General features: G+C 73.2%; 21 protein-coding genes. 11 read left to right on the top strand and 10 right to left on the bottom strand.

What is annotated here, in order from left to right; translation table 11 throughout:
• Positions 1-428: 428 nt before the first annotated feature.
• Positions 429-1,082, bottom strand: a complete 654-nt coding sequence (locus tag E6U81_RS13995) for a response regulator transcription factor (RefSeq protein WP_136230415.1) — start codon at positions 1,080-1,082, stop codon at positions 429-431.
• A gap of 253 nt (positions 1,083-1,335) precedes the next feature.
• On the bottom strand, positions 1,336-2,088 hold the full coding sequence (locus E6U81_RS14000) for a serine protease (protein WP_240803803.1): 753 nt from the start codon (positions 2,086-2,088) through the stop codon (positions 1,336-1,338).
• Between the two features lie 171 nt (positions 2,089-2,259).
• Between E6U81_RS14000 and E6U81_RS14005 the strand changes: the two genes are divergently transcribed.
• Positions 2,260-3,156 carry a hypothetical protein gene (locus E6U81_RS14005; protein ID WP_136230417.1) on the top strand — a complete coding sequence of 299 codons (897 nt, stop codon included), beginning with the start codon at positions 2,260-2,262 and terminating at the stop codon, positions 3,154-3,156.
• A 326-nt stretch (positions 3,157-3,482) separates the two neighbouring features.
• Positions 3,483-4,160, top strand: a complete 678-nt coding sequence (locus E6U81_RS14010; protein WP_136230418.1) for an HAD family acid phosphatase — start codon at positions 3,483-3,485, stop codon at positions 4,158-4,160.
• Between the two features lie 269 nt (positions 4,161-4,429).
• Here the strand turns inward: E6U81_RS14010 and E6U81_RS14015 are convergent, their stop codons facing one another.
• Both E6U81_RS14015 and E6U81_RS14020 read right to left on the bottom strand, forming a co-directional pair.
• Complete coding sequence (locus E6U81_RS14015; RefSeq protein ID WP_136230419.1) at positions 4,430-5,341, bottom strand: SDR family oxidoreductase; 912 nt, start codon at positions 5,339-5,341, stop codon at positions 4,430-4,432.
• Between the two features lies 1 nt (position 5,342).
• On the bottom strand, positions 5,343-6,107 hold the full coding sequence (locus E6U81_RS14020) for an SDR family oxidoreductase (RefSeq protein WP_136230420.1): 765 nt from the start codon (positions 6,105-6,107) through the stop codon (positions 5,343-5,345).
• Positions 6,108-6,163: 56 nt separating this feature from the next.
• Here E6U81_RS14020 and E6U81_RS14025 point away from each other — a divergent pair, with 56 nt between their 5' ends.
• From E6U81_RS14025 to E6U81_RS14045, 5 genes are read left to right on the top strand one after another with little or no spacing between them, the layout of a single operon-like run.
• On the top strand, positions 6,164-6,913 hold the full coding sequence (locus E6U81_RS14025; protein WP_136230421.1) for an enoyl-CoA hydratase family protein: 750 nt from the start codon (positions 6,164-6,166) through the stop codon (positions 6,911-6,913).
• Positions 6,910-7,761, top strand: coding sequence for a CoA-transferase (locus E6U81_RS14030; protein ID WP_136230422.1), 852 nt, complete (start codon positions 6,910-6,912; stop codon positions 7,759-7,761). The genes E6U81_RS14025 and E6U81_RS14030 overlap by 4 nt, the downstream gene beginning before the upstream one ends.
• Complete coding sequence (locus E6U81_RS14035) at positions 7,758-8,492, top strand: CoA-transferase (RefSeq protein ID WP_136230423.1); 735 nt, start codon at positions 7,758-7,760, stop codon at positions 8,490-8,492. Before E6U81_RS14030 ends, E6U81_RS14035 begins: the two co-directional genes overlap by 4 nt.
• Before the next feature lie 3 nt (positions 8,493-8,495).
• Positions 8,496-9,587, top strand: coding sequence for a nitronate monooxygenase (locus E6U81_RS14040; RefSeq protein ID WP_136230424.1), 1,092 nt, complete (start codon positions 8,496-8,498; stop codon positions 9,585-9,587).
• 30 nt (positions 9,588-9,617) lie between these two features.
• Positions 9,618-10,550 (top strand): tyrosine-protein phosphatase, encoded by a 933-nt coding sequence (locus E6U81_RS14045; protein ID WP_136230425.1) that lies wholly within the window; start codon positions 9,618-9,620, stop codon positions 10,548-10,550.
• Positions 10,551-10,628: 78 nt separating this feature from the next.
• On the opposite strand, the gene E6U81_RS14050 is transcribed toward E6U81_RS14045, so the two are convergent.
• Both E6U81_RS14050 and E6U81_RS14055 read right to left on the bottom strand, forming a co-directional pair.
• Positions 10,629-12,314: a DEAD/DEAH box helicase gene (locus E6U81_RS14050; RefSeq protein ID WP_136230426.1), complete on the bottom strand. Its 1,686-nt coding sequence runs from the start codon at positions 12,312-12,314 to the stop codon at positions 10,629-10,631.
• 101 nt (positions 12,315-12,415) lie between these two features.
• Positions 12,416-12,622, bottom strand: a complete 207-nt coding sequence (locus E6U81_RS14055; protein ID WP_030292052.1) for a cold-shock protein — start codon at positions 12,620-12,622, stop codon at positions 12,416-12,418.
• A gap of 249 nt (positions 12,623-12,871) precedes the next feature.
• On the opposite strand from E6U81_RS14055, the gene E6U81_RS14060 reads away from it, so the two are divergent.
• Positions 12,872-13,510, top strand: a complete 639-nt coding sequence (locus E6U81_RS14060; protein WP_136230427.1) for an SIMPL domain-containing protein — start codon at positions 12,872-12,874, stop codon at positions 13,508-13,510.
• A 49-nt stretch (positions 13,511-13,559) separates the two neighbouring features.
• Here E6U81_RS14060 and E6U81_RS14065 read toward each other — a convergent pair whose 3' ends face one another.
• From E6U81_RS14065 to E6U81_RS14075, 3 genes are read right to left on the bottom strand one after another with little or no spacing between them, the layout of a single operon-like run.
• The gene (locus E6U81_RS14065; protein ID WP_136230428.1) at positions 13,560-14,717 is read right to left on the bottom strand and encodes an acetyl-CoA C-acetyltransferase; all 1,158 of its coding nucleotides are present in this window, start codon (positions 14,715-14,717) and stop codon (positions 13,560-13,562) included.
• Positions 14,718-14,751: 34 nt separating this feature from the next.
• Positions 14,752-15,393 carry a TetR/AcrR family transcriptional regulator gene (locus tag E6U81_RS14070; protein ID WP_136230429.1) on the bottom strand — a complete coding sequence of 214 codons (642 nt, stop codon included), beginning with the start codon at positions 15,391-15,393 and terminating at the stop codon, positions 14,752-14,754.
• Positions 15,394-15,415: 22 nt separating this feature from the next.
• Positions 15,416-16,198 (bottom strand): SDR family oxidoreductase, encoded by a 783-nt coding sequence (locus tag E6U81_RS14075; protein ID WP_031149312.1) that lies wholly within the window; start codon positions 16,196-16,198, stop codon positions 15,416-15,418.
• Between the two features lie 88 nt (positions 16,199-16,286).
• On the opposite strand from E6U81_RS14075, the gene E6U81_RS14080 reads away from it, so the two are divergent.
• Complete coding sequence (locus tag E6U81_RS14080; protein ID WP_136230430.1) at positions 16,287-17,432, top strand: acyl-CoA dehydrogenase family protein; 1,146 nt, start codon at positions 16,287-16,289, stop codon at positions 17,430-17,432.
• On the top strand, positions 17,432-18,463 hold the full coding sequence (locus E6U81_RS14085; protein WP_136230431.1) for an acyl-CoA dehydrogenase family protein: 1,032 nt from the start codon (positions 17,432-17,434) through the stop codon (positions 18,461-18,463). The genes E6U81_RS14080 and E6U81_RS14085 overlap by 1 nt, the downstream gene beginning before the upstream one ends.
• On the opposite strand, the gene E6U81_RS14090 is transcribed toward E6U81_RS14085, so the two are convergent.
• A complete protein-coding gene (locus E6U81_RS14090; RefSeq protein ID WP_136230432.1) occupies positions 18,438-19,166 on the bottom strand; it encodes a class I SAM-dependent methyltransferase in 729 nt (242 codons plus the stop codon). The two genes, E6U81_RS14085 and E6U81_RS14090, sit on opposite strands and share 26 nt — an antisense overlap.
• A 54-nt stretch (positions 19,167-19,220) precedes the next feature.
• On the opposite strand from E6U81_RS14090, the gene E6U81_RS14095 reads away from it, so the two are divergent.
• Complete coding sequence (locus E6U81_RS14095; protein ID WP_136230433.1) at positions 19,221-19,691, top strand: hypothetical protein; 471 nt, start codon at positions 19,221-19,223, stop codon at positions 19,689-19,691.
• The last annotated feature ends 139 nt before the right edge of the window (positions 19,692-19,830 follow it).

The following is a 19,830-nucleotide window of genomic DNA, read 5'->3' on the forward strand; positions in this document are numbered from 1 at the left end:
CCCCGGCACGCGAAGCAGGACCTCCCCGGCACCGGCAGGACTCGGCACACGAAGCAGGAGCTTCGCCGGCACGGCGGCGCCCGGCGCCAGGGCCTGCCCGGGATCAACGGCGCCCGGCACGGGAAGCGGGACCTGCCCGTGATCGGCGGCGCCCGGCACGCGAAGCGGAACCGGCGCCGGACCGGAAGCCCCCGGCACGCGAAGCAGGACCTCCCCGGCACCGGCAGGACTCGGCACACGAAGCAGGAGCTTCGCCGGCACGGCGGCGCCCGGCGCCAGGGCCTGCCCGGGATCAACGGCGCCCGGCACGGGAAGCAGGGCCTGCCCGTGATCGGCGGCGCCCGGCAGGGGGGTCGGACGGTGGGCGGCGGCGGGGGGCTGGGGATACCCGGACCGTGCGCGGCGGCCGTGCGGCGGGAGCCGGCCCGTCACGTCGTCGTGGCGGCGAGGCCGCTTTCCCAGGCCCAGGCGGCGATCTCGACGCGGTTTCGGGCGTCGAGTTTGGCCTGGACGTTGGCCAGGTGGGTCTTGACGGTGGAGAGGGAGACGTAGAGCTCGCCGGCGATCTCGGCGTTGGTCAGCCCGCGGGCGAGGCAGCGCACGACGTCGCGTTCGCGTTCGGTGAGCGGTTCGCTGGGGCGCCGGGCCTGGGCGGGCGGGGCCTTCGGGGCCATCTCGCGCAGCAGTCGCACGGTGATGGCGGGCGAGACGAGGGAGTCGCCGACGGCGGCCGCCCGTACGGCCTCAACCAGCATGGCCGGGCTCGCGTCTTTGAGGAGGAAGCCGGACGCTCCGCCGTGGAGCGCTGCGTGGACGTATTCGTCGAGGTCGAAGGTGGTGACGATGACGATGCGTGGCCGGTCGCTGCCGGACAGGCGCCGGGTGACTTCGAGGCCGTCGAGCCTGGGCATGCGGATGTCGAGGAGCAGGACGTCGGGCCGGTGCTCGGCGACTGCGGCGAGGGCGGCCTCTCCGTCGACGACGTCGGCGAGGACCTCGATGTCCGGCTGGCTTTCGAGGACCATCCGGAAGCCGGTTCTGACCATCTCCTGGTCGTCCGCGATGACCACGCTGATCGCCATGTGCCACCTGCCCCACTGTCGCCCGCTGCCACCGGTTTCCTCCCATGGGACCGGCGCGTGCGTCGGCCCGCAACCGCACGGCGGGCCGCCGGGAGGGTGTCGCGAGGGGCGGGCGGCGGTGTTCCGGCCTTGCGGTTCGCCGGCCGGCGCCACGCGCGTGAAAGCAAGTGCGCCCCGCCCTTCCGGCCGGTTCGTGTCCGGCCGGAAGGACGAGGCGGTACGGGAGCTGCGGGGGCTGCGGGCGCTGCGAGGGCTACAGGGTCGCCGCGGCGCTCTTGATCTGGGCGGCGAAGGTGGAGACCTCGGTGTAGACGCCCGGGTAGTCGGGGCGGGCGCAGCCTATGCCCCAGCTGACGATGCCGACCTGGATCCAGGCTCCGGCGTTGTCGCGGCGGAACATGGGGCCGCCGGAGTCGCCCTGGCAGGTGTCGACGCCGCCCTGGTTGAGGAGGCCGGCGCAGATCTCCTCGCCGGGGACGAGGTCGCTGTAGGCGGCGCCGCACGCGGCGTCGGAGACGAAGGGGACGGTGGCCTTCATGAGGTAGCGCTGCTGGCCGCCGCCCTCGCGGGTGGCGCCCCAGCCTGCGACGGTGAAGGTGCCGTTGTCGTAGGCCTTGGTCTCGGCGATCTTGAGGGTGGGCAGGTTGATGGGCTTGGCGAGCTTGATCAGGGCCCAGTCCTTGCCGGTTCCGTTGTAGCCGGGGGCCCGCAGGACCTTGGTGGACTTGACCTTGATGGCGCTGGAGCTGTTGAGGTCGACGACTCCGGCGGTGGCGGTGATGGAGGTGTTGTTGCCGGAGCCGCTCACGCAGTGGGCGGCGGTGAGGACGATCTGCTGGGTGTAGAGGGCGCCGCCGCAGCCCATGGAGAGGCGCACCATGAAGGGGAACTCGCCCTGGGCGGCTCGGGTGCCGCCGACGACGGGTGCCGGGCCGGCGGAGGCGGTGCCGGGCTGGAGGCTGACGGCGGCGAGGGCTACGGCGCCGACGGCGAGGGTGCGCTTCATGAATCGCACAAGGCTGGACACAGTCAACACACTGCCTTTCGTGGGGGGTTGGGCCGTGCGTGTCATCGGGGAATGACGGGTCCATGACACATCAGGAGGACGCCGGTCAACAAGAACGCAGTTTCGGCCAACTCCCTTCAGGGCGACAGGGATTGCTGTAAAGGGGACTCGATGGAGGAGAACGGCGGGCCGGGCGCGATCATCGAGCACGGTTTTCCGCACCTGGCGGTCGTGCGCGCCTCGATCACCGCGCTCTTCCGCCGCATGTCGGCCGACGGGATCCGCGCCTACGCCACGAGCTTCTCCCCCGCCGACGCGGCCTTCGACGCCTCCGACGACCTGCACCTGGGGGCGCAGCGGGTGGCCTCGGCGATGGTGCGCGCGCTGCGGCTGCCGGACGCGCGCATGGTGGTCGCCTTCCGGCCGATGGAGGAGGCGGCCACCGTGGAACTGACCGCGGGTCCGGAGTACTTCGTCGAGGTCAACGACCGCTTCCGCACCCACCGGCGGGACCTGGCGGCCGCCCTGTCGCACGAGGTCGCCCATGTGCTGCTGCACCGGCTGGAACTCGCCTTCCCCGATCCGGCGGAGAACGAGATCCTCACCGACACCGCCGCCGCCTACCTGGGGGCGGGCTGGCTGCTCCTCGACGCCTACCGGGAGGACGCCCTCACGCACCAGCGGTTCGGCTACCTGACGCCGGAGGAGTTCGGCTACGTCCTCGCCAAGCGCGCCGCACTGCTGGGCGAGGACCCGTCCCCGTGGTTCACCAGCCCGCAGGCGTACGAGGCCTACGTGCGCGGGAGCGCGCTGGCGGCCCGGGACCACCGCCGGGCGCCGCTCGCCGCCGCCGGCCCGCTGACGCGGCGGCGGTACGCGAAGGCCCGGCGCACCGGGACCACCCCGCCCGGCGGGTCGGCGTACCGCTTCGAGCGCGACGCCTCCGGCCCCGGACTGCGGGTGAGCTTCCCCTGCCCGGTGTGCGAGCAGCGACTGCGGGTCCCGGTGAGCGGACGGCTGCGGGCACGGTGCGGCCTGTGCCGCACGGTGCTGGAGTGCGACACGTAGGCCGTCTCTTTCGGATCGTGTCGGTCGAGCCCGCGTCGTCCGGTGGCGTGGCCGGCAAGGCGGAGGGGCGCCCGTGTACTGGACGTACTTGGGCGGTCCGACAACGCGGCCGGGTGGGGTGCCGGGCGGCGCGGGCCCGGCAGGATCCGGAAGAGACGGCCCTCTCCCGACGGCCCCGGCGGTCCCGGCGGTCCCGGTCCGCACACACTTGGCTTGATCATTCACCGATCGGTCGCGAAAAGTTTCCTACCGGCCAGTAGACACGGGTGCGGTTCTCGCCAACTCTGGTCACGTCCATGTCAATTCGTGACCGAGGAGCACCCCACATGCGCCTGCCCCGCCGCATCCGAACGCCCCGTACCGCCGCCGTCGGCCTCACCGCAGCGGCCGCCGTCCTGACGCTCGTTCCGGCCACCGCGGCCGAGGCGGCCCCCGTCGCCGCACCCGCGCCCGTCTCCGCATCGGCGAACGCGTCCGCACCGGACGGGAACGCGGCGATCCTCGGGATCGACTACGCCACCTGGCAGCGGGAGGTGGCCGCCGTCGTCGACGCGGCCCGTCCGGCCATCGAGCAGCGCATCGCGAACGCGCCCGCCGGCGAGAAGCCCGCCCTCGTCCTCGACATCGACAACACCTCGCTGGAGACGGACTTCCACTGGTTCTGGACCTACCCGACGCCCGCGATCTCCAAGGTCCGCGCCCTGACCCAGTACGCCCACGCGCGCGGCGTGGCCGTCTTCTTCGTCACGGCCCGCCCCGGCATCATCCACTCCCTCACCGAGTACAACCTCAAGGCCGTCGGCTACCCCGTGTCGGGCCTCTACGTCCGCGACCTGCCGGACCTCTTCGAGGAGGTCAGCAGGTACAAGACGGCCAAGCGCGCGGAGATCGAGGCGCGCGGCTACACGATCATCGCCAACATCGGCAACAGCCCTACCGACCTGGTCGGCGGCCACGCCGAGCGCACCGTGAAGCTCCCGGACTACGGCGGCAAGCTCTCCTGACGCCCGGGGGGAACCGCCCGGTTCCCCTTCGTGCGCGATCTTCGCGGACTTCGCGTACAACATGATGGCCCGACTGCGGTTCAGCGGGTGGACCCGGCGGGTAGTCATACCTCAACGCACCGACGAAGACTCGGGCCCGACCCCTCGCCAGGGGGCCGGGCCCGCTTCCGTTTCCGGCCTTCGCGGACACCGCCCGCCCCGGCCGTGTCCGCGAAGGAGCGCCGGCCTCCCGGGCCGCACCGCCCGGTGCGGCCCCCGCGGGACACCCCCTACTGCGACCCGTATGCCGCGAGCGGCGGTTCGGCTGCGGCCAGGAGCTTGACCGCCGCCTCCCCGGCCTCCGCCGGGGTCCACCTGGACCCGCGGTCCGCCGTGGGACCCGGCCGCCAGCCCTCCATGACCGTGATCCGGCCGCCCTCGGTCTCGAAGACCCGTCCGGTGACCCCGGCCGAGGCGTCCGCACCGAGCCAGACCACGAGCGGTGACACGTTCTCGGGGGCCATCGCGTCGAAGCCGCCGTCCTCGGGGGCGGCCATGGTCTGCGCGAAGGTCCGTTCCGTCATGCGCGTCCGCGCGGCCGGGGCGATCGCGTTGACCTGGACCCCGTACCGTCCCATCTCGGCGGCCGCGACCAGGGTGAGGCCGAGGATGCCCGCCTTGGCGGCGCTGTAGTTGCCCTGGCCGACGGAGCCCAGCAGCCCCGCCCCGGAGGAGGTGTTGACGGCGCGGGCGGCCACCGGGCGACCCGCCTTCGCCTGCGCCCGCCACCACGCGGCAGCGGCCCGCAGCGGCAGGAAGTGCCCCTTCAGGTGGACCCGCATGACGGCGTCCCAGTCGTCCTCGTCCAGGTTGACCAGCATCCGGTCCCGCAGGAACCCGGCGTTGTTGACGAGCGTGTCGAGGCGCCCGAAGGCGTCGAGGGCGGCCTCGACCAGGGAGTCCGCGCCCTGCGGGGTCGCGATGTCCCCGCCGTGCGCGACCGCCTCGCCGCCGAGCTGCTCGATCTCCCGGACCACCTGCGCCGCCGGGCTCTCCGGGCCGGGCAGCCCGTCGAGGCCCACGCCCAGGTCGTTGACGACGACCCTCGCCCCTTCCGCGGCGAAGGCCAGCGCATGGGCCCGGCCCAGCCCCCGCCCCGCGCCCGTCACGATCACGACCCGGCCCTCGCACAGTCCCGCCATCTCAGCTCTCCTTGTTGACAGTTGCCGCATCCAGGAACGCCGGGCGCTCCCCGCCGCCGTGCACGAGCAGGCTCGCCCCGCTCACGTACCGCGCCCGGTCGGAGGCGAGGAAGACCGCCGCGTCCCCCACGTCGGCCGGTTCGGCGAGCCGCCCCAGCGGGACGGTCGCCCCGACCGCTTCGATCCCGCTCTCGTCCCCGTAGTGCAGGTGGGCGAGTTCGGTCCGCACCATGCCGAGGACCAGGGTGTTCACCCGTACCTCGGGCGCCCACTCGACGGCCATCGACCGGGCCAGGTTCTCCAGGCCCGCCTTGGCCGCCCCGTACGCCGCCGTCCCCGGTGAGGGGCGGGTCCCGCTGACGCTGCCGATCATCACCACCGAGCCCCGGTTCCGCCCGAGCCAGGGGCGGGCCGCCAGTGAGGCCGTCATGGGGGCGATCAGATTGAGCTCGACGACGCGTGCGTGGCGTTCGGCGTCGCCCTCCCCGAGGAGGCGGTACGGGGTTCCGCCCGCGTTGTTGACCAGGCAGTCGAGGCGCCCGTACCGGTCGGCGACCGCGTCGAAGAACTCCCGTACGGCGCCCGCGTCGCGCAGGTCGAGCGCGGTGAAGGACGCCTCGCGGCCGTCCGCGGCCACCGGTTCGTCCGGGGGCCGCCGGGCACAGACGGCGACCTCCGCGCCGGCCGCGAGGAACGACCGGGCGATCCCGGCCCCGACGCCCCTGGTTCCGCCGGTGACGACGACAACCCTCCCGTCGAGCTCCATCGGCTGCTACCTTCCTCACCTAACAAATGTTTGGTGGAAAGGTAGCTGATCCTCTCATGGGTGTCTCCACCTCCGGCCCGGACAAGGGCGTCGCACTGGTCACGGTCGACTTCCCGCCCGTCAACGCACTGCCCGTGCAGGGCTGGTACGACCTCGCCGACGCCCTGCGGACCGCGGGCCGGGACCCCGAGGTGCGGTGCGTGGTCCTCGCCGCGGAGGGCCGCGGCTTCAACGCGGGCGTCGACATCAAGGAGATGCAGCGCGACACCGGCCATGCGGCCCTCATCGGCGCCAACCGGGGCTGCTACGAGGCGTTCGCCGCCGTCTACGAGTGCGAAGTGCCGGTCGTCGCGGCCGTGAACGGCTTCTGCCTGGGCGGCGGGATCGGCCTGGTCGGCAACGCCGACGCGATCGTCGCCTCCGACGACGCCGTCTTCGGCCTGCCCGAGCTGGACCGGGGCGCGCTCGGCGCCGCCACCCACCTGGCCCGGCTGGTCCCCCAGCACCTGATGCGCGCCCTCTACTACACCTCGCGCACCGCGACCGCCGCCGAACTGCACGCCCACGGCTCGGTCTGGAGGGTGGTCCCGCGCGAGGCACTGCGCGGCGCCGCCCTGGAGCTGGCCGCCGAGATCGCGGCGAAGGACGGCTACCTGATCCGCCTGGCGAAGGCGGCCATCAACGGCATCGACCCCGTGGACGTGCGCCGCAGCTACCGCTTCGAGCAGGGCTTCACCTTCGAGGCCAACCTCAGCGGGGTGGCCGACCGGGTCCGCGACACCTTCGGGAAGGGAGAGCGCGCATGAGCGACAAGTCCATGACCGTCGAAGAGGTGGTCGGGCAGCTGCGCAGCGGAATGACCCTCGGGATCGGCGGCTGGGGGTCTCGGCGCAAGCCCATGGCCCTGGTCAGAGCGCTGCTCCGGTCCGAGATCACCGATCTCACCGTGGTCTCGTACGGCGGGCCCGACGTAGGCCTGCTGGCGGCCGCGGGCCGGATCCGCCGGCTCGTCGCCCCCTTCGCCACCCTCGACTCCATCGCGCTGGAGCCCCACTTCCGGGCCGCCCGCGAACGGGCCGCATTCGCGCTCACCGAGTACGACGAGGCCATGTTCATGTGGGGCCTGCACGCCGCCGCCAACCGGCTGCCCTTCCTGCCGGTCCGGGCCGGCCTAGGCTCCGACGTGATGCGGGTCAACCCGGAACTGCGCACGGTGACCTCTCCCTACGGCGACGGCGAGGAACTCGTCGCCGTCCCCGCCCTGCGCCTCGACGCCGCCCTGGTCCACCTCAACCGCGCCGACCGCCTCGGCAACGCCCAGTACCTGGGCCCGGACCCGTACTTCGACGACCTGTTCTGCGAGGCCGCCGACGCCGCCTACGTCTCCTGCGAGCAGCTCGTCGGGACCGCCGAGCTCGCCAAGGCCGGCCCGCCGCAGTCCCTCCTCGTCAGCCGGCACTCCGTCACCGGCGTGGTGGAGACCCCGAACGGCGCGCACTTCACCTCCTGCGCCCCCGACTACGGCCGCGACGAGGCCTTCCAGAAGCTCTACGCGAGCACCCCCTGGCCCGAGTTCTCGGCCCGCTTCCTGTCCGGGACGGGCGAGCACGACTACCAGCTGGCCGTCCGGGCCTGGCACGAGGAGCAGCAGTGACCACGACGACCGCCACCCGCGCCGAGTACTGCGTGATCGCCTGCGCCGAGGCCTGGCGGGGCAACGGCGAGGTGCTCGCCAGCCCGATGGGCCTGATCCCGTCCTTCGGGGCCCGGCTGGCCAAGCGGACCTTCTCCCCCGACCTGCTGCTGACGGACGGCGAGGCCATGCTCGTCGGGCTCGACGGCACGCCCGAGGGCTGGCTCCCGTACCGGCGCCACCTGACCATGGTCACCGGCGGCCGGCGGCACGTGATGATGGGCGCCAGCCAGATCGACCGGTTCGGCAACCAGAACATCTCCTGCATCGGCGACTGGGAGCGGCCGGCCCGCCAGCTGCTCGGCGTGCGCGGGGCTCCCGTGAACACCCTCAACAACCCGGTGAGTTACTGGATCCCCCGGCATTCGGCGCGGGTCTTCGTCGAGCGCGTCGACATGGTCAGCGGCGTCGGCTACGACCGGGCCGCCGAGGCCGGGGTGACCCGGTTCCACCGGCTGCCCCGGGTCGTCAGCGACCTGGGCGTCTTCGACTTCGCCGGCCCCGGCCACACCATGCGGCTGGCCTCCCTGCACCCCGGGGTCACCGTCGGGCAGGTCCGGGCGGCGACCGGTTTCGAGCTGGCGCTGCCGGACGAGGTCCCGTACACGCGGGAGCCGACCGGGCCCGAACTGCGGCTGATCCGCCAGGTCATCGATCCGAAGGGTCTGCGCGACCGGGAAGTGCGGGGCTGATCCGTGGAGACGGCGTTCACGAAGCTGGTCGGGGTCGAGCACCCCATCGTGCAGACGGGCATGGGCTGGGTCGCCGGCCCCCGCCTGGTGTCGGCGGCGGCGAACGCCGGCGCGCTGGGCATCCTGGCCTCGGCGACGATGACCACGGAGCAGCTGCGGTCGGCGGTCCGCGAGGTCAGGTCCCGCGTCCCGGAGGGGACCCCCTTCGGCGTCAACCTGCGTGCGGACGCCGGGGACGCGCCCGAGCGCGTCCGGCTGATCATCGACGAGGGGGTACGGGTCGCCTCCTTCGCCCTCGCGCCCTCCAAGGAGCTGATCGGCCGGCTGAAGGACGCGGGCGTGGTCGTCGTCCCGTCGGTCGGGGCCCGGCGGCACGCCGAGAAGGTGGCGGCCTGGGGCGCCGACGCGGTGATCGTGCAGGGCGGCGAGGGCGGCGGGCACACCGGGGACGTGGCCACCACGGTGCTGCTGCCGCAGGTCGTGGACGCCGTGGACATCCCGGTGGTCGCGGCGGGCGGCTTCGGCGACGGCCGCGGTCTGGTCGCGGCCCTGGCGTACGGGGCGGCGGGCATCGCGATGGGCACGCGGTTCCTGCTGACCTCGGACTCGACCGTCCCGGACGCGGTGAAGGCCGAGTACCTGAAGGCGACGGTCAGGGACGTCACCGTCACCACGGCCGTCGACGGGCTGCCGCACCGCATGCTGCGCACGGACCTGGTCGAGTCCCTGGAGCGGGCGGGCCGTACCCGGGCGCTGGTCCGGGCGGTCCGGCACGCGGCGGGCTTCCGGAAGGTGTCCGGTCTGAGCTGGCCGCAGATGGTCCGCGACGGCCTGGCGATGAAGCACGGCAAGGACCTGTCCTGGAGCCAGGTCCTGCTCGCCGCGAACACTCCCATGCTCCTCAAGGCATCCATGGTCGAGGGCCGTACGGACCTCGGCGTCATGGCATCGGGCCAGGTCGCGGGGGTGATCGACGATCTTCCGTCCTGTGCGGAGCTCGTCTCCCGCGTCATGGCCGAGGCCCACTCCGTGCTGGATCGTCTCCACGGGTCGCACGGACCGCACTCGCTCGACGCCCTGCCACCACCAGGGTGATCCCTCTTCTCCGTCACAGGAGTCGCCCCCATGAGCCGTGTCAGAATCCGCAGAGCGGCCGCGGCGGCCGTCGCCGCCCTCGCCCTCGCCACCCTGCCGACCGCCGCGTACGCGGCGGCGGCCCCCGGAGCCGGTGTCGGTGCCCGGCACCACCACCAGCAGCAGGCCGAACCGATCCGCCAGATCCCCCTCCAGGGCGCCGTCAACGTCCGCGACCTCGGCGGCTACCGCACCTGGACCGGCGGCCAGGTCCGCCAGGGCCTCGTCTACCGCTCCGACGCACTGAGCAAGCTGACCGACGCCGACGTCACCGGCGTCTCCGGTCTCGGCCTCACGAAGGTCATCGACTTCCGCATCCCGATGGAGGTCCAGTACGACGGCGCCGACAGGCTGCCCGCCGGACTCTCAGCCACCGCCCGCCCGGTCAGCGACCTCGGCCTCTACGGAACGCTCGTCGGGGCCATCGGCAGCGGGGACCCCGTCACGCAGGAGCAGATGCTCGGCGGCGGGCGCGCCGAGGCCTACATGCGCGACATCTACCGCACGTTCGTGACCGCCCCCGAGAACCGGGCGCAGTTCGCGGCGACGCTGCGGGAGCTCGCGGACGGCCGGCAGGGCCCGGTCCTGTACCACTGCACGTCCGGCAAGGACCGGACCGGCTGGATGAGTTACGTGCTGCTGCGCGCCCTCGCCGTCCCCGAGGGCACGGCCGAGCGCGACTACCTGGCGTCGAACACCTTCCGCGCCGCCTACGACGCCAAGGTGCGGGCGGGCCTCAAGCAGTCGGGCCGGATGCAGAACCCGGATCTGCTGATACCGCTCCAGGAGGTCCGCCAGGACTACCTGGACTCGGCCACGGCGCAGATGGAGGCCGACTACGGCAGCTTCTACGGCTACCTGACGCAGGGCCTCGGCCTGGACCTGCGGACGCTGGCGAAGCTCCAGAGCAGGCTGGTCCGGTAGCGGACACGACGACGGGCAGTGCGCGAAGCACTGCCCGTCGAAGTCTGTCGGCCGTGGTCGACCGGCGCGGGAAACGGGTCAGACGGCGCGGCGGCGGCCCTGGCCGCCGGTGCCGACCCGGCTGCGCGCGGAGGCCGCGGCGGCGCCGCCGCCGGAACCGCCCGTGCCGCGTCGGCCGCGCTCGCCGGAGCCGCCGGCCGAGCCGCCCTGACCGGCGCCCTGGCCGCCACGACGGGCCTGGCCCGAGCCGGAGGCCGCCGGTGCCTGGCCGGAGCCGCCGCCGGAACGGCGGCTGCGGCCGCCGGTCGCCGGGGCGCCGCCGGTGGCGGAGCCGGTGCGCGGGCCGCCCGAGCGGCGGCGCGAGCCGGAGCCCGAACCGGAGCCGCTCCGCGTCTTCGGCGCGGGCTGCTGCGGCACTTCCAGCACCACCGGGATGCCCGAGGGCTCCTTGGCGCCGGTCAGCCGTGCCAGCTCCGCGTCGGAGGACTTGATCTGCGCGGTGCGCGGGGAGATCCCGGCGTCCGACATCAGCCGGGTCATATCCCGCTTCTGGTCGGGCAGCACGAGGGTGACCACGCTGCCGGACTCGCCGGCGCGCGCGGTGCGGCCGCCGCGGTGCAGGTAGTCCTTGTGGTCGGTGGGCGGGTCGATGTTGACGACCAGGTCGAGGTCGTCGATGTGGATGCCGCGGGCCGCCACGTTGGTGGCGATCAGCGCGGTGACCTCGCCCGTCTTGAACCAGTCCAGGGTGCGGTTGCGCTGCGGCTGCGAGCGGCCGCCGTGCAGGCCGGAGGCGCGTACGCCGTCCGCCAGGAGCTTCTTGACCATGCGGTCCACGCCGCGCTTGGTGTCCACGAACATGATCACCCGGCCGTCGCGGGCGGCTATACGCGTCGCCACGGCCTTCTTGTCGGTCTCGTCCATGACGTACAGGACGTGGTGCTCCATGGTGGTGACCGCGCCGGCCGACGGGTCGACGGAGTGGCCGACCGGGTCGCTCAGGAACATCTTGACGAGCTTGTCGATGTTCTTGTCGAGGGTCGCCGAGAAGAGCATGGTCTGACCGTCGGGCCGGACCTGCTTGAGCAGCGCGGTGACCTGCGGCATGAAGCCCATGTCGGTCATCTGGTCGGCCTCGTCGAGGACGGTGATCGACACCTGCGAGAGGTCCGCGTCACCGCGGTCGATGAGGTCCTTCAGGCGGCCGGGGGTGGCGACGAGCACCTCGGCGCCGCGGCGCAGGGCGCCCGACTGCCGGTTGATCGACATGCCGCCGACGACGGTGGCGATGCGCAGGTTGACGGCCGTGGCGTACGGGGCCAGGGAGTCGGTGACCTGCTGCGCGAGCTCGCGGGTCGGTACGAGGACCATCGCGAGCGGCGCCTTCGGCTCCGCACGGCGGCCGGCGGTACGGGCCAGCAGCGCCAGGCCGAAGGCCAGCGTCTTGCCGGAGCCGGTGCGGCCGCGGCCGAGCAGGTCGCGGCCGGCGAGGGAGTTCGGCAGGGTCGCGGCCTGGATGGGGAACGGCTCGGTGACGCCCTGGGCTGCGAGGGTCTTCAGCAGCGCCTCGGGCATGTCCATGTCCTCGAACGCGGCGACCGGCGGCAGGGCCGGGACGGTCGGCTCGGGCATGGTGAATTCCTGCGGCCGGGGCGCGGGCGGGGCGGACTTCTGCCGTCCCGCACCAGCCTTCGGACGCCCCTGGGCCGCTCCTCGTCCCCGGGCGGGGCGGCGGCTGGGACGTGCGGAGCTGGAGCTGGTCATGCGAGAAAGCCCTCCTGAAACCGGCAGGTAAAACAAAGGTCGAAACAGCAGACAAGCCGGGGCCCGCACCTCACGGTGCGGACCCCGGCAAGCTGAACTACTTAGTTGGCGGGGAGGATGTTCTCCGCCTGGGGGCCCTTCTGGCCCTGCGTCACGTCGAAGGACACGCGCTGGCCCTCGGTGAGCTCACGGAAGCCCTGGGTGGCGATGTTCGAGTAGTGGGCGAAGACGTCCGGACCGCCACCGTCCTGCTCGATGAAGCCGAAGCCCTTTTCCGAGTTGAACCACTTCACGGTGCCAAGTGCCATTTTAAATCTCCTGAATAGGCGGCAAAGGGCCCCATCCGGAGATTCCGGCAAAAAAACAATAAAAGCGCCTGCGGAGCATTCCCGTCAGGCGCACATAAAGTTCATGGGTACCACAACTGCAACGCTCCATAAGCTAGCACATCCCGGTCCCGAGGTGCGGACGGGCCGGTGTGACCTCCGCCCTTCGTGCTACCGGCCGGGGCTCGGAAGCGCCTGGTGCCGGGCTCCCCCGCCTGGTTTGATCATGGGATGGCAGCGATCAGAGAGCCCTGGGGGCTCAGTGTGCTCGGTGCGGGCAGCGTGTCCGCCGAACCCCGTCTCGCCTTCGTGGACCTTGCGGTCGACCTCGTCGCCCCGACTCCGAAGGTGGCCTTCGCGGAGGCGGGAGCGGCAGTGGCCCGGCTGCGGCAGACGCTGCGGGACCACGGCATACCGGACGCGGACGTCTCCGGCTCGCGGCTGCGGCTGACCTCGCAGCACAGCGGGTACGGCGCGGACCGCACGTTCCTCGGCTACAGCTGCGAGGCGAAGTACACGGTGCAGACGGAGGCGCTCGACCGGATCGAGCTGCTGATCGAGGACGCCGTCACGGCAGGTGCGAACCGGGTCGACGACGTGCGCTTCGAGGTCCGGGACAAGCCCGCGATGCGCGACGAGGCGCGGCGGCGCGCGGTCGAGGCCGCCCGGCGCAAGGCCGAGGTCTACGCGGAGGCGTGCGGGGTCGAGCTGGGGGCAGTGATCCACATCGAGGACGTGAACCCGGAGTCGGTCGGCGGCCACGGCCGCAGCGTCAGCCTCACGGACCACGAGTACGACGGCACCCTCTCGCCGGGCTCGGTCCGCGTCGACGCCGCGGTCCTCCTCGGCTTCTCCCTGCCCATCTCCTGACCGGGCGGGGTCGGCGGCCCGCCCGCCGTCCGGCCCGCCGGTCGGCCCCCTACAGGCGTTCGATGATCGTCACGTTGGCCTGGCCGCCGCCCTCGCACATGGTCTGGAGGCCGAACCGGCCGCCGGTGCGCTCCAGCTCGTGCAGGAGGGTGGTCATGAGCCTGACCCCGGTCGCGCCCAGCGGGTGGCCCAGGGCGATGGCTCCGCCGTTGACGTTGACGCGCTCCGGGTCGGCGCCGGTCGCCTTCAGCCAGGCCAGCACCACCGGGGCGAAGGCCTCGTTGATCTCCACCAGGTCGATGTCGGCCAGTGACATGCCGGTCTTCTTCAGCGCGTACGCCGTCGCCGGGATGGGCGCGGACAGCATCCGGATGGGGTCCTCGCCCCGTACGGACAGGTGGTGGATGCGGGCCCGCGGGCGCAGGCCGTGTTCGCGGACGGCACGCTCGGAGGCGAGCAGCATGGCCGCCGCACCGTCGGAGACCTGGGAGGAGACCGCGGCGGTGATGGTGCCGCCCTCGACGACGGGCTTCAGCGTCGCCATCTTCTCCAGGGTGGTGTCCCGGCGCGGCCCCTCGTCGGCGGTCACGTCCCCGTAGGCCGCGATCTCGCGGTCGAAGCGGCCCTCGTCGACGGCGCGCACGGCCCGCCGGTGGGAGCCGAGCGCGTACTCCTCCATGTCGCGGCGCGAGATCCCCCACTTCTGCGCGATCAGCTGGGCGCCGTGGAACTGGTTGACGGGGGCGTCGCCGTAGCGGGCGCGCCAGCCGGCGGATCCCGCGTAGGGGCCCTCCGTGAACCCGAGGGGTTCGGCGGCCTGCCGTGAGGCGAAGGCGATCGGGATCATCGACATGTTCTGGGTGCCGCCGGCGACGACGAGGTCCTGGGTGCCGGAGAGCACGCCCTGGGCGGCGAAGTGCACCGCCTGCTGGGAGGAGCCGCACTGGCGGTCGACGGTGACCCCGGGGACCTCCTCGGGCAGGCCCGCGGCGAGCCATGCGGTGCGGGCGATGTCCCCGGCCTGCGGGCCGACCGTGTCGAGGCAGCCGAAGACGACGTCCTCCACGGCGGCCGGGTCCACCCCGGACCGTGCGACGAGTTCCCGCAGGACGTGTGCGCCGAGGTCGGCCGGGTGGACGGCGGACAGGCCGCCTCCGCGCCGCCCCACGGGGGTGCGCACGGCGTCGACTATGTAGGCCTCGGGCATCGGGACTCCTCGGACGTTCGGACGTTCGGATCGGTCAGGTGGGGCGCAGGGCGATCCCGTCCAGGACCATCGACAGGTACTGGCGGGCGATCTCGTCGGGGCTGTGCTGTCCGCCCGGCCGGTACCAGGAAGCCGCCACCCAGACCGTGTCGCGCACGAAGCGGTAGGTGAGGCGGATGTCGAGGTCGGCCCGGAAGACCTTGGCGGCGACTCCCCGTTCCAGCGTTCCCAGCCAGGCCTTCTCGAACTTCACTTGCGAGTCGGACAGGTAGTGGAAGCGGGGCTGGGCGGAGAGGGTGCGGGATTCCTTCTGGTAGATCGCGACGGCGGCGCGGTGCCGGTCGATCTCGCGGAAGGACTCGGTGACGAGGGCCTCGATGGTCTCCCTGGGGCCGAGGCCGGCGGCGAGGACGGCGTCGTACCCGTCCCAGAGCTCGGTCAGGAAGGCCGAGAGGATCTCGTCGAGCATCGATTCCTTGGAATCGAAGTGGTAGTAGAGGCTGCCGGCGAGCATCCCGGCGGCGTCGGCGATCTTGCGGACGGTGGTGGCGTTGTAGCCCTGGGCGGCGAACACCTCGGCGGCGGTGTCGAGGAGTTCGCGGCGCCGCTCGGGCGAGGGGGTCACCTGCGGCTTCTTCTTGGCTGCGGGCTGGGCCGCGGGCTTGTTCGTTGGCACGCGTCCATTGTCGGGCAGGCCGTTACGGGTGCTGGCTGCTGACGGACACCGTCTCGCCCGTCATGTACGACGAGTAGCCGCTGGCCAGGAAGACGATGACGTTGGCGACCTCCCAGGGCTCGGCGTACCGGCCGAAGGCCTCGCGGGCGGTGAGTTCGGCGAGGAGTTCCTCGCTGGTGACCTTCACCAGGTGCGGGTGCATGGCCAGGCTGGGGGCGACGGCGTTGACGCGTACGCCGAACTCCGCGGCCTCCAGGGCCGCGCAGCGGGTGAGCGCCATGACCCCGGCCTTGGCCGCGGCGTAGTGGGCCTGGCCGGTCTGGGCGCGCCAGCCGACGACGGAGGCGTTGTTGACCACGACTCCGCCCGCGCCGGAGGCCTTGAAGGAGCGCAGTGCGGCGCGGGTGCAGCGGAAGGTGCCGTTCAGGGTGACGTCGAGGACACGGGTCCACTGCTCGTCGCTCATGTCGACGAGGGCCGCGGTGCCGCCGAGCCCGGCGTTGTTGACGACGACGTCGAGGCGGCCGTGGGTCTGCTCGGCGAGTGCGAACAGGGCGCGGACCTGGTCCTCGTCGGTGACGTCGCAGGGCAGGGAGGCGACGCGGCCGGCTCCGAACTCGGCCGTGAGGGCGTCCTCGGTCTCCTTGAGCCGGCGGGCGTGGGCGTCGCCGATGACGATGCGCGCACCCTCCTCCAGGAAGCGACGGGCGGTGGCCCCGCCGATCCCTGCCCCCGCGGCGGCGGTGATGACTGCGGTGCGGTCCTGCAGCAGGTGGTGGCCGGCGGTGTACCGGGGCTCGTTCATGCGAACTCCTCGACGCTGCTCATGGCCGTACGTTAACCTACCAAACACTTGTTAGGGAAGTGACGGCGTTCGAGGAGGCGGGCACCCGATGGACCTGACCCAGACGGCGCAGGTGGAGGCCTTCCGGGCCGAAGCGCGGGCCTGGCTGGCCGACCACGTACCCGCCTCCCCCCTGCCCTCGCTGGAGACGCGGGAGGGCTTCGCGGCGCACCGGGAGTGGGAGGCCCGGCTGCACGCGGACCGCTGGGCGGTGGTGTCCTGGCCCGCGGAGTACGGCGGCCGGGGCGTCGACCTGGTGAAGTGGCTGGTCTTCGAGGAGGAGTACTGGGCGGCGGGCGCGCCCGGCCGGGTCTCGCAGAACGGCATCAGCCTCCTGGCGCCGACGCTCTTCGACCATGCGACGCCCGAGCAGCGGGCGCGCGTACTCCCGCCGATGGCGAGCGGCGAGGTCGTCTGGGCACAGGCCTGGTCGGAGCCGGAGTCGGGCTCCGACCTGGCCTCGCTGACGTCGCGTGCGGTCCGTACGGAGGGGGGCTGGCTGCTGTCCGGGCAGAAGACCTGGTCCTCGCGGGCGGCGTTCGCGGACCGGGCCTTCGGCATCTTCCGCACCGACCCGGACACCCCGAAACCGCACCAGGGCCTGACGTACCTGATGTTCGACCTGCGGGCGCCCGGGGTCGCGGTGCGGCCCATCGGACGCCTCGACGGCAGGCCGGCGTTCGCGGAGCTGTTCCTGGACGAGGTCTTCGTACCGGACGAGGACGTGATCGGGGAGCCCGGGCAGGGCTGGCGGATCGCGATGTCGACCACCGGCAACGAGCGCGGACTGACCCTGCGCTCCCCCGGCCGGTTCCTGGCGGCGGCAGGCCGGCTGGCCGCCCTGTGGCGCGCACAGGGGGACCCGGCCGACACGGCACTGCGCGACCGGGTGGCCGACGCGGTGGTCGGGGCGCGCGCCTACGAGCTGTTCACCTGGGCGGGCGCCTCCCGCTTCGCCGCGGGCGGGGCCGTCGGAGCCGAGTCCAGCCTGAACAAGGTGTTCTGGTCGGAGTACGACATCGCCCTGCACGAGACGGCGCTGGACCTGCTGGGTGCGGACGCCGAGCTCGCGGACGGGGAGTGGGCCGAGCCGTGGGTCTTCTCGCTGGCCGGGCCGATCTACGCGGGGACGAACGAGATCCAGCGCGACATCATCGCCGAGCGGCTGCTCGGCCTGCCGAAGGGCCGCCGCTGATGCGCTTCCTGCCGACGGACGAGCAGGCGGACTTCGCCCGTACGCTGCGCTCCCTGCTGGGCTCGGCTCAGGTCCCGGCGGCGGTACGGGCCTGGGCGGACGGCGAGCACGGGCCGGGGCTGGCGCTGCGGTCCCGGCTCGCGGGGACGGGCCTGTTCGCGCTGGCCGCACCCGAGTCGTACGACGGGGCCGGCCTGCTCCCGCTGGAGCTGGCGCTGGGCTTCGTGGAACTGGGCCGGGCGGGGATGCCGGGGCCGGTGGTGGAGAGCGCGGCCGTTTCGGTGCTGCTGTCGGAGCTGGGGGACGAGTCGCTCGCCAAGCGGTTCCTGCCGGGCCTGGTCGCGGGCGAGGCCTGGGCCACGCTGACACTGCCGGGCGGCAGTCCGTACGCCTTGGACGCGGACGCGGCGGCGCACTGCTTCACCGTGTCGGCGGCCGGCGAGCTGCGGCTGGCCGCCCCGGCTCCGAGCCCGGCCCCGGCCCCTGGCCCGGCTCCGGGGGAGGCACTGCGGTCGACTGACCCGGCGCGGCGGCTGACGCGCCCGGAGGCCGGCGGCGAACTCCTCGCGGCGGGACCGGCGGTGGTGCGGGCGGCGCAGGCCGCCGGGTGCTGGGCGCGGCTGCTGACGGCGGCCCAGTGCCTGGGCGTGGGCGAGGCCCTGCTGGAGCGGACGGTCGGATACGTGAAGCAGCGCACCCAGTTCGGGGCGCCGATCGGCTCCTTCCAAGCGGTCAAGCACCGGCTGGCGGACACCCTCCTGGCCCTGGAGTTCGCGCGTCCGCTGGTCTGGGCGGCGGCGCTGTCGCTGGCCCCGGGCGACGTGGCGGCGGCAAAGCTGCGGTGCGGCGAGGCGGCGTACCGCGCGGCGATGACGGCGCTCCAGCTCCACGGTGCGGTCGGCTACACCGAGGAGCTGGACCTGTCGCTGTGGCTGCGCAAGGCACGCCCGCTGCGGGACGCCTGGGGCAGCCCGTCACAGTGCCGGGCGGAGGTCCTGCGGTCGGTCACACCCGGGCGAGGTGGAGGCTGACGACGTAGCTCTCCTCGACCGTGCCGTCGGGGAAGAGCGGGGCCAGCAGCTCCCGTTCCGCGGCGAAGTAGTCGCGGGTGCCGGCCTCGCCCAGCATCAGGAAGGCGGAGTGGCTGGCGAGGTTGGCGAGGTGCGCGTCCAGCGGGATGCGCCGGGACCAGCGCACGGACCGGCTGGTGAACCGGTCGAGCCCGCCGGGCAGCGTACGGAAGCCGGTCCCCTCGGCCGCCCCGAAGAACTCCGCCAGCCGCGCCTCCTGCTCGGCGATCCAGGGCACGGTGAGGTCCGCGTCGTTCCACCAGATGGCGAGCGCGCCGCCGGGGCGCAGCACGCGGCGGGCCTCGGGGACGGAGTGGACCGGGTCGGTCCAGTGCCAGGCCTGGGCGTAGGTGAGGAGGTCGAACGCACCGGTGGCCAGCGGCAGTCGGTCCCCGTCGCCGCGCACGACCGGGATTGCGGGGTGCGACCGGCGCAGCTGTGCGGCCATCCCGTCCCCGGGCTCCACGGCGACGACCTGGGCGCCGCGCTCGTGCAGCAGGGCGGTGGCGATGCCGGTGCCCGCCCCCACGTCGGCCACGCGCGCCCCGGCGAGCGGGCGCCCGGCGAGCTCCTGGACGGCGTCGAAGAGGGCCCGCGGGTAGCCGGGCCGGTGGGCGGCGTAGGAAGCGGCTGCGGCATCGAAGGAACGGGCACGTGTCGTCATGCGTCCATTGTTTTCGATCACACGTACCAGGCAACAAGATCGAGGTATCAGGACATGCGCAGGACCATCTCCGCCATGACGCTGTGCGCCGCGGCGGCGCTGCTGCTCGCCGGCTGCGGGAGCGCGGAGCCCGAGCCCGCCCCGGAGGGCGGCAAGCAGCAGCCGCAGCCCGCGGCCTCGCAGGAGCAGGGTCAGGGCCCCTCGTCGGCCCCGGCGGCCCGCGGCGGCGCCAAGCACGACGTGACCCTGGAGGTCGGCGGCACGGGCCGGACGGCCGTCATGTTCAACGGCCTCGGCAGCGGCTTCGAGCAGCAGACCCTGCCGTGGTCGAAGTCGGGCACGGCCGAACTCACCGCCGCGGAGCAGAAGGTGGGCTACCTCGTCAGCGTAATCCCGGGCACGATCACGGGCTCCGACGGCAAGCTCCAGCAGGCTCCCTGCACCATCAAGGTGGACGGCAAGGTGGTCGCGGAGAGCGACGGCGTCACGAGCGTGAAGGGGTGCTCCTACACGATCAAGCAGTAGCCCCGCCCTCAGGCCCGGGAGCGGCGCAGGGAGATCCGGACGAGGACGACGGTCTGGAACAGGAGGAGGGCGCCGGTGCCGAATACCGTCTGGCACCGGCCCCGCGGCTGCGACGCCGCCCACTGCGGCCCGAGCGCGG

Source organism: Streptomyces sp. A0592 (assembly GCF_004795115.1).
GTDB classification, from domain to species: Bacteria; Actinomycetota; Actinomycetes; order Streptomycetales; family Streptomycetaceae; genus Streptomyces; species Streptomyces erythrochromogenes.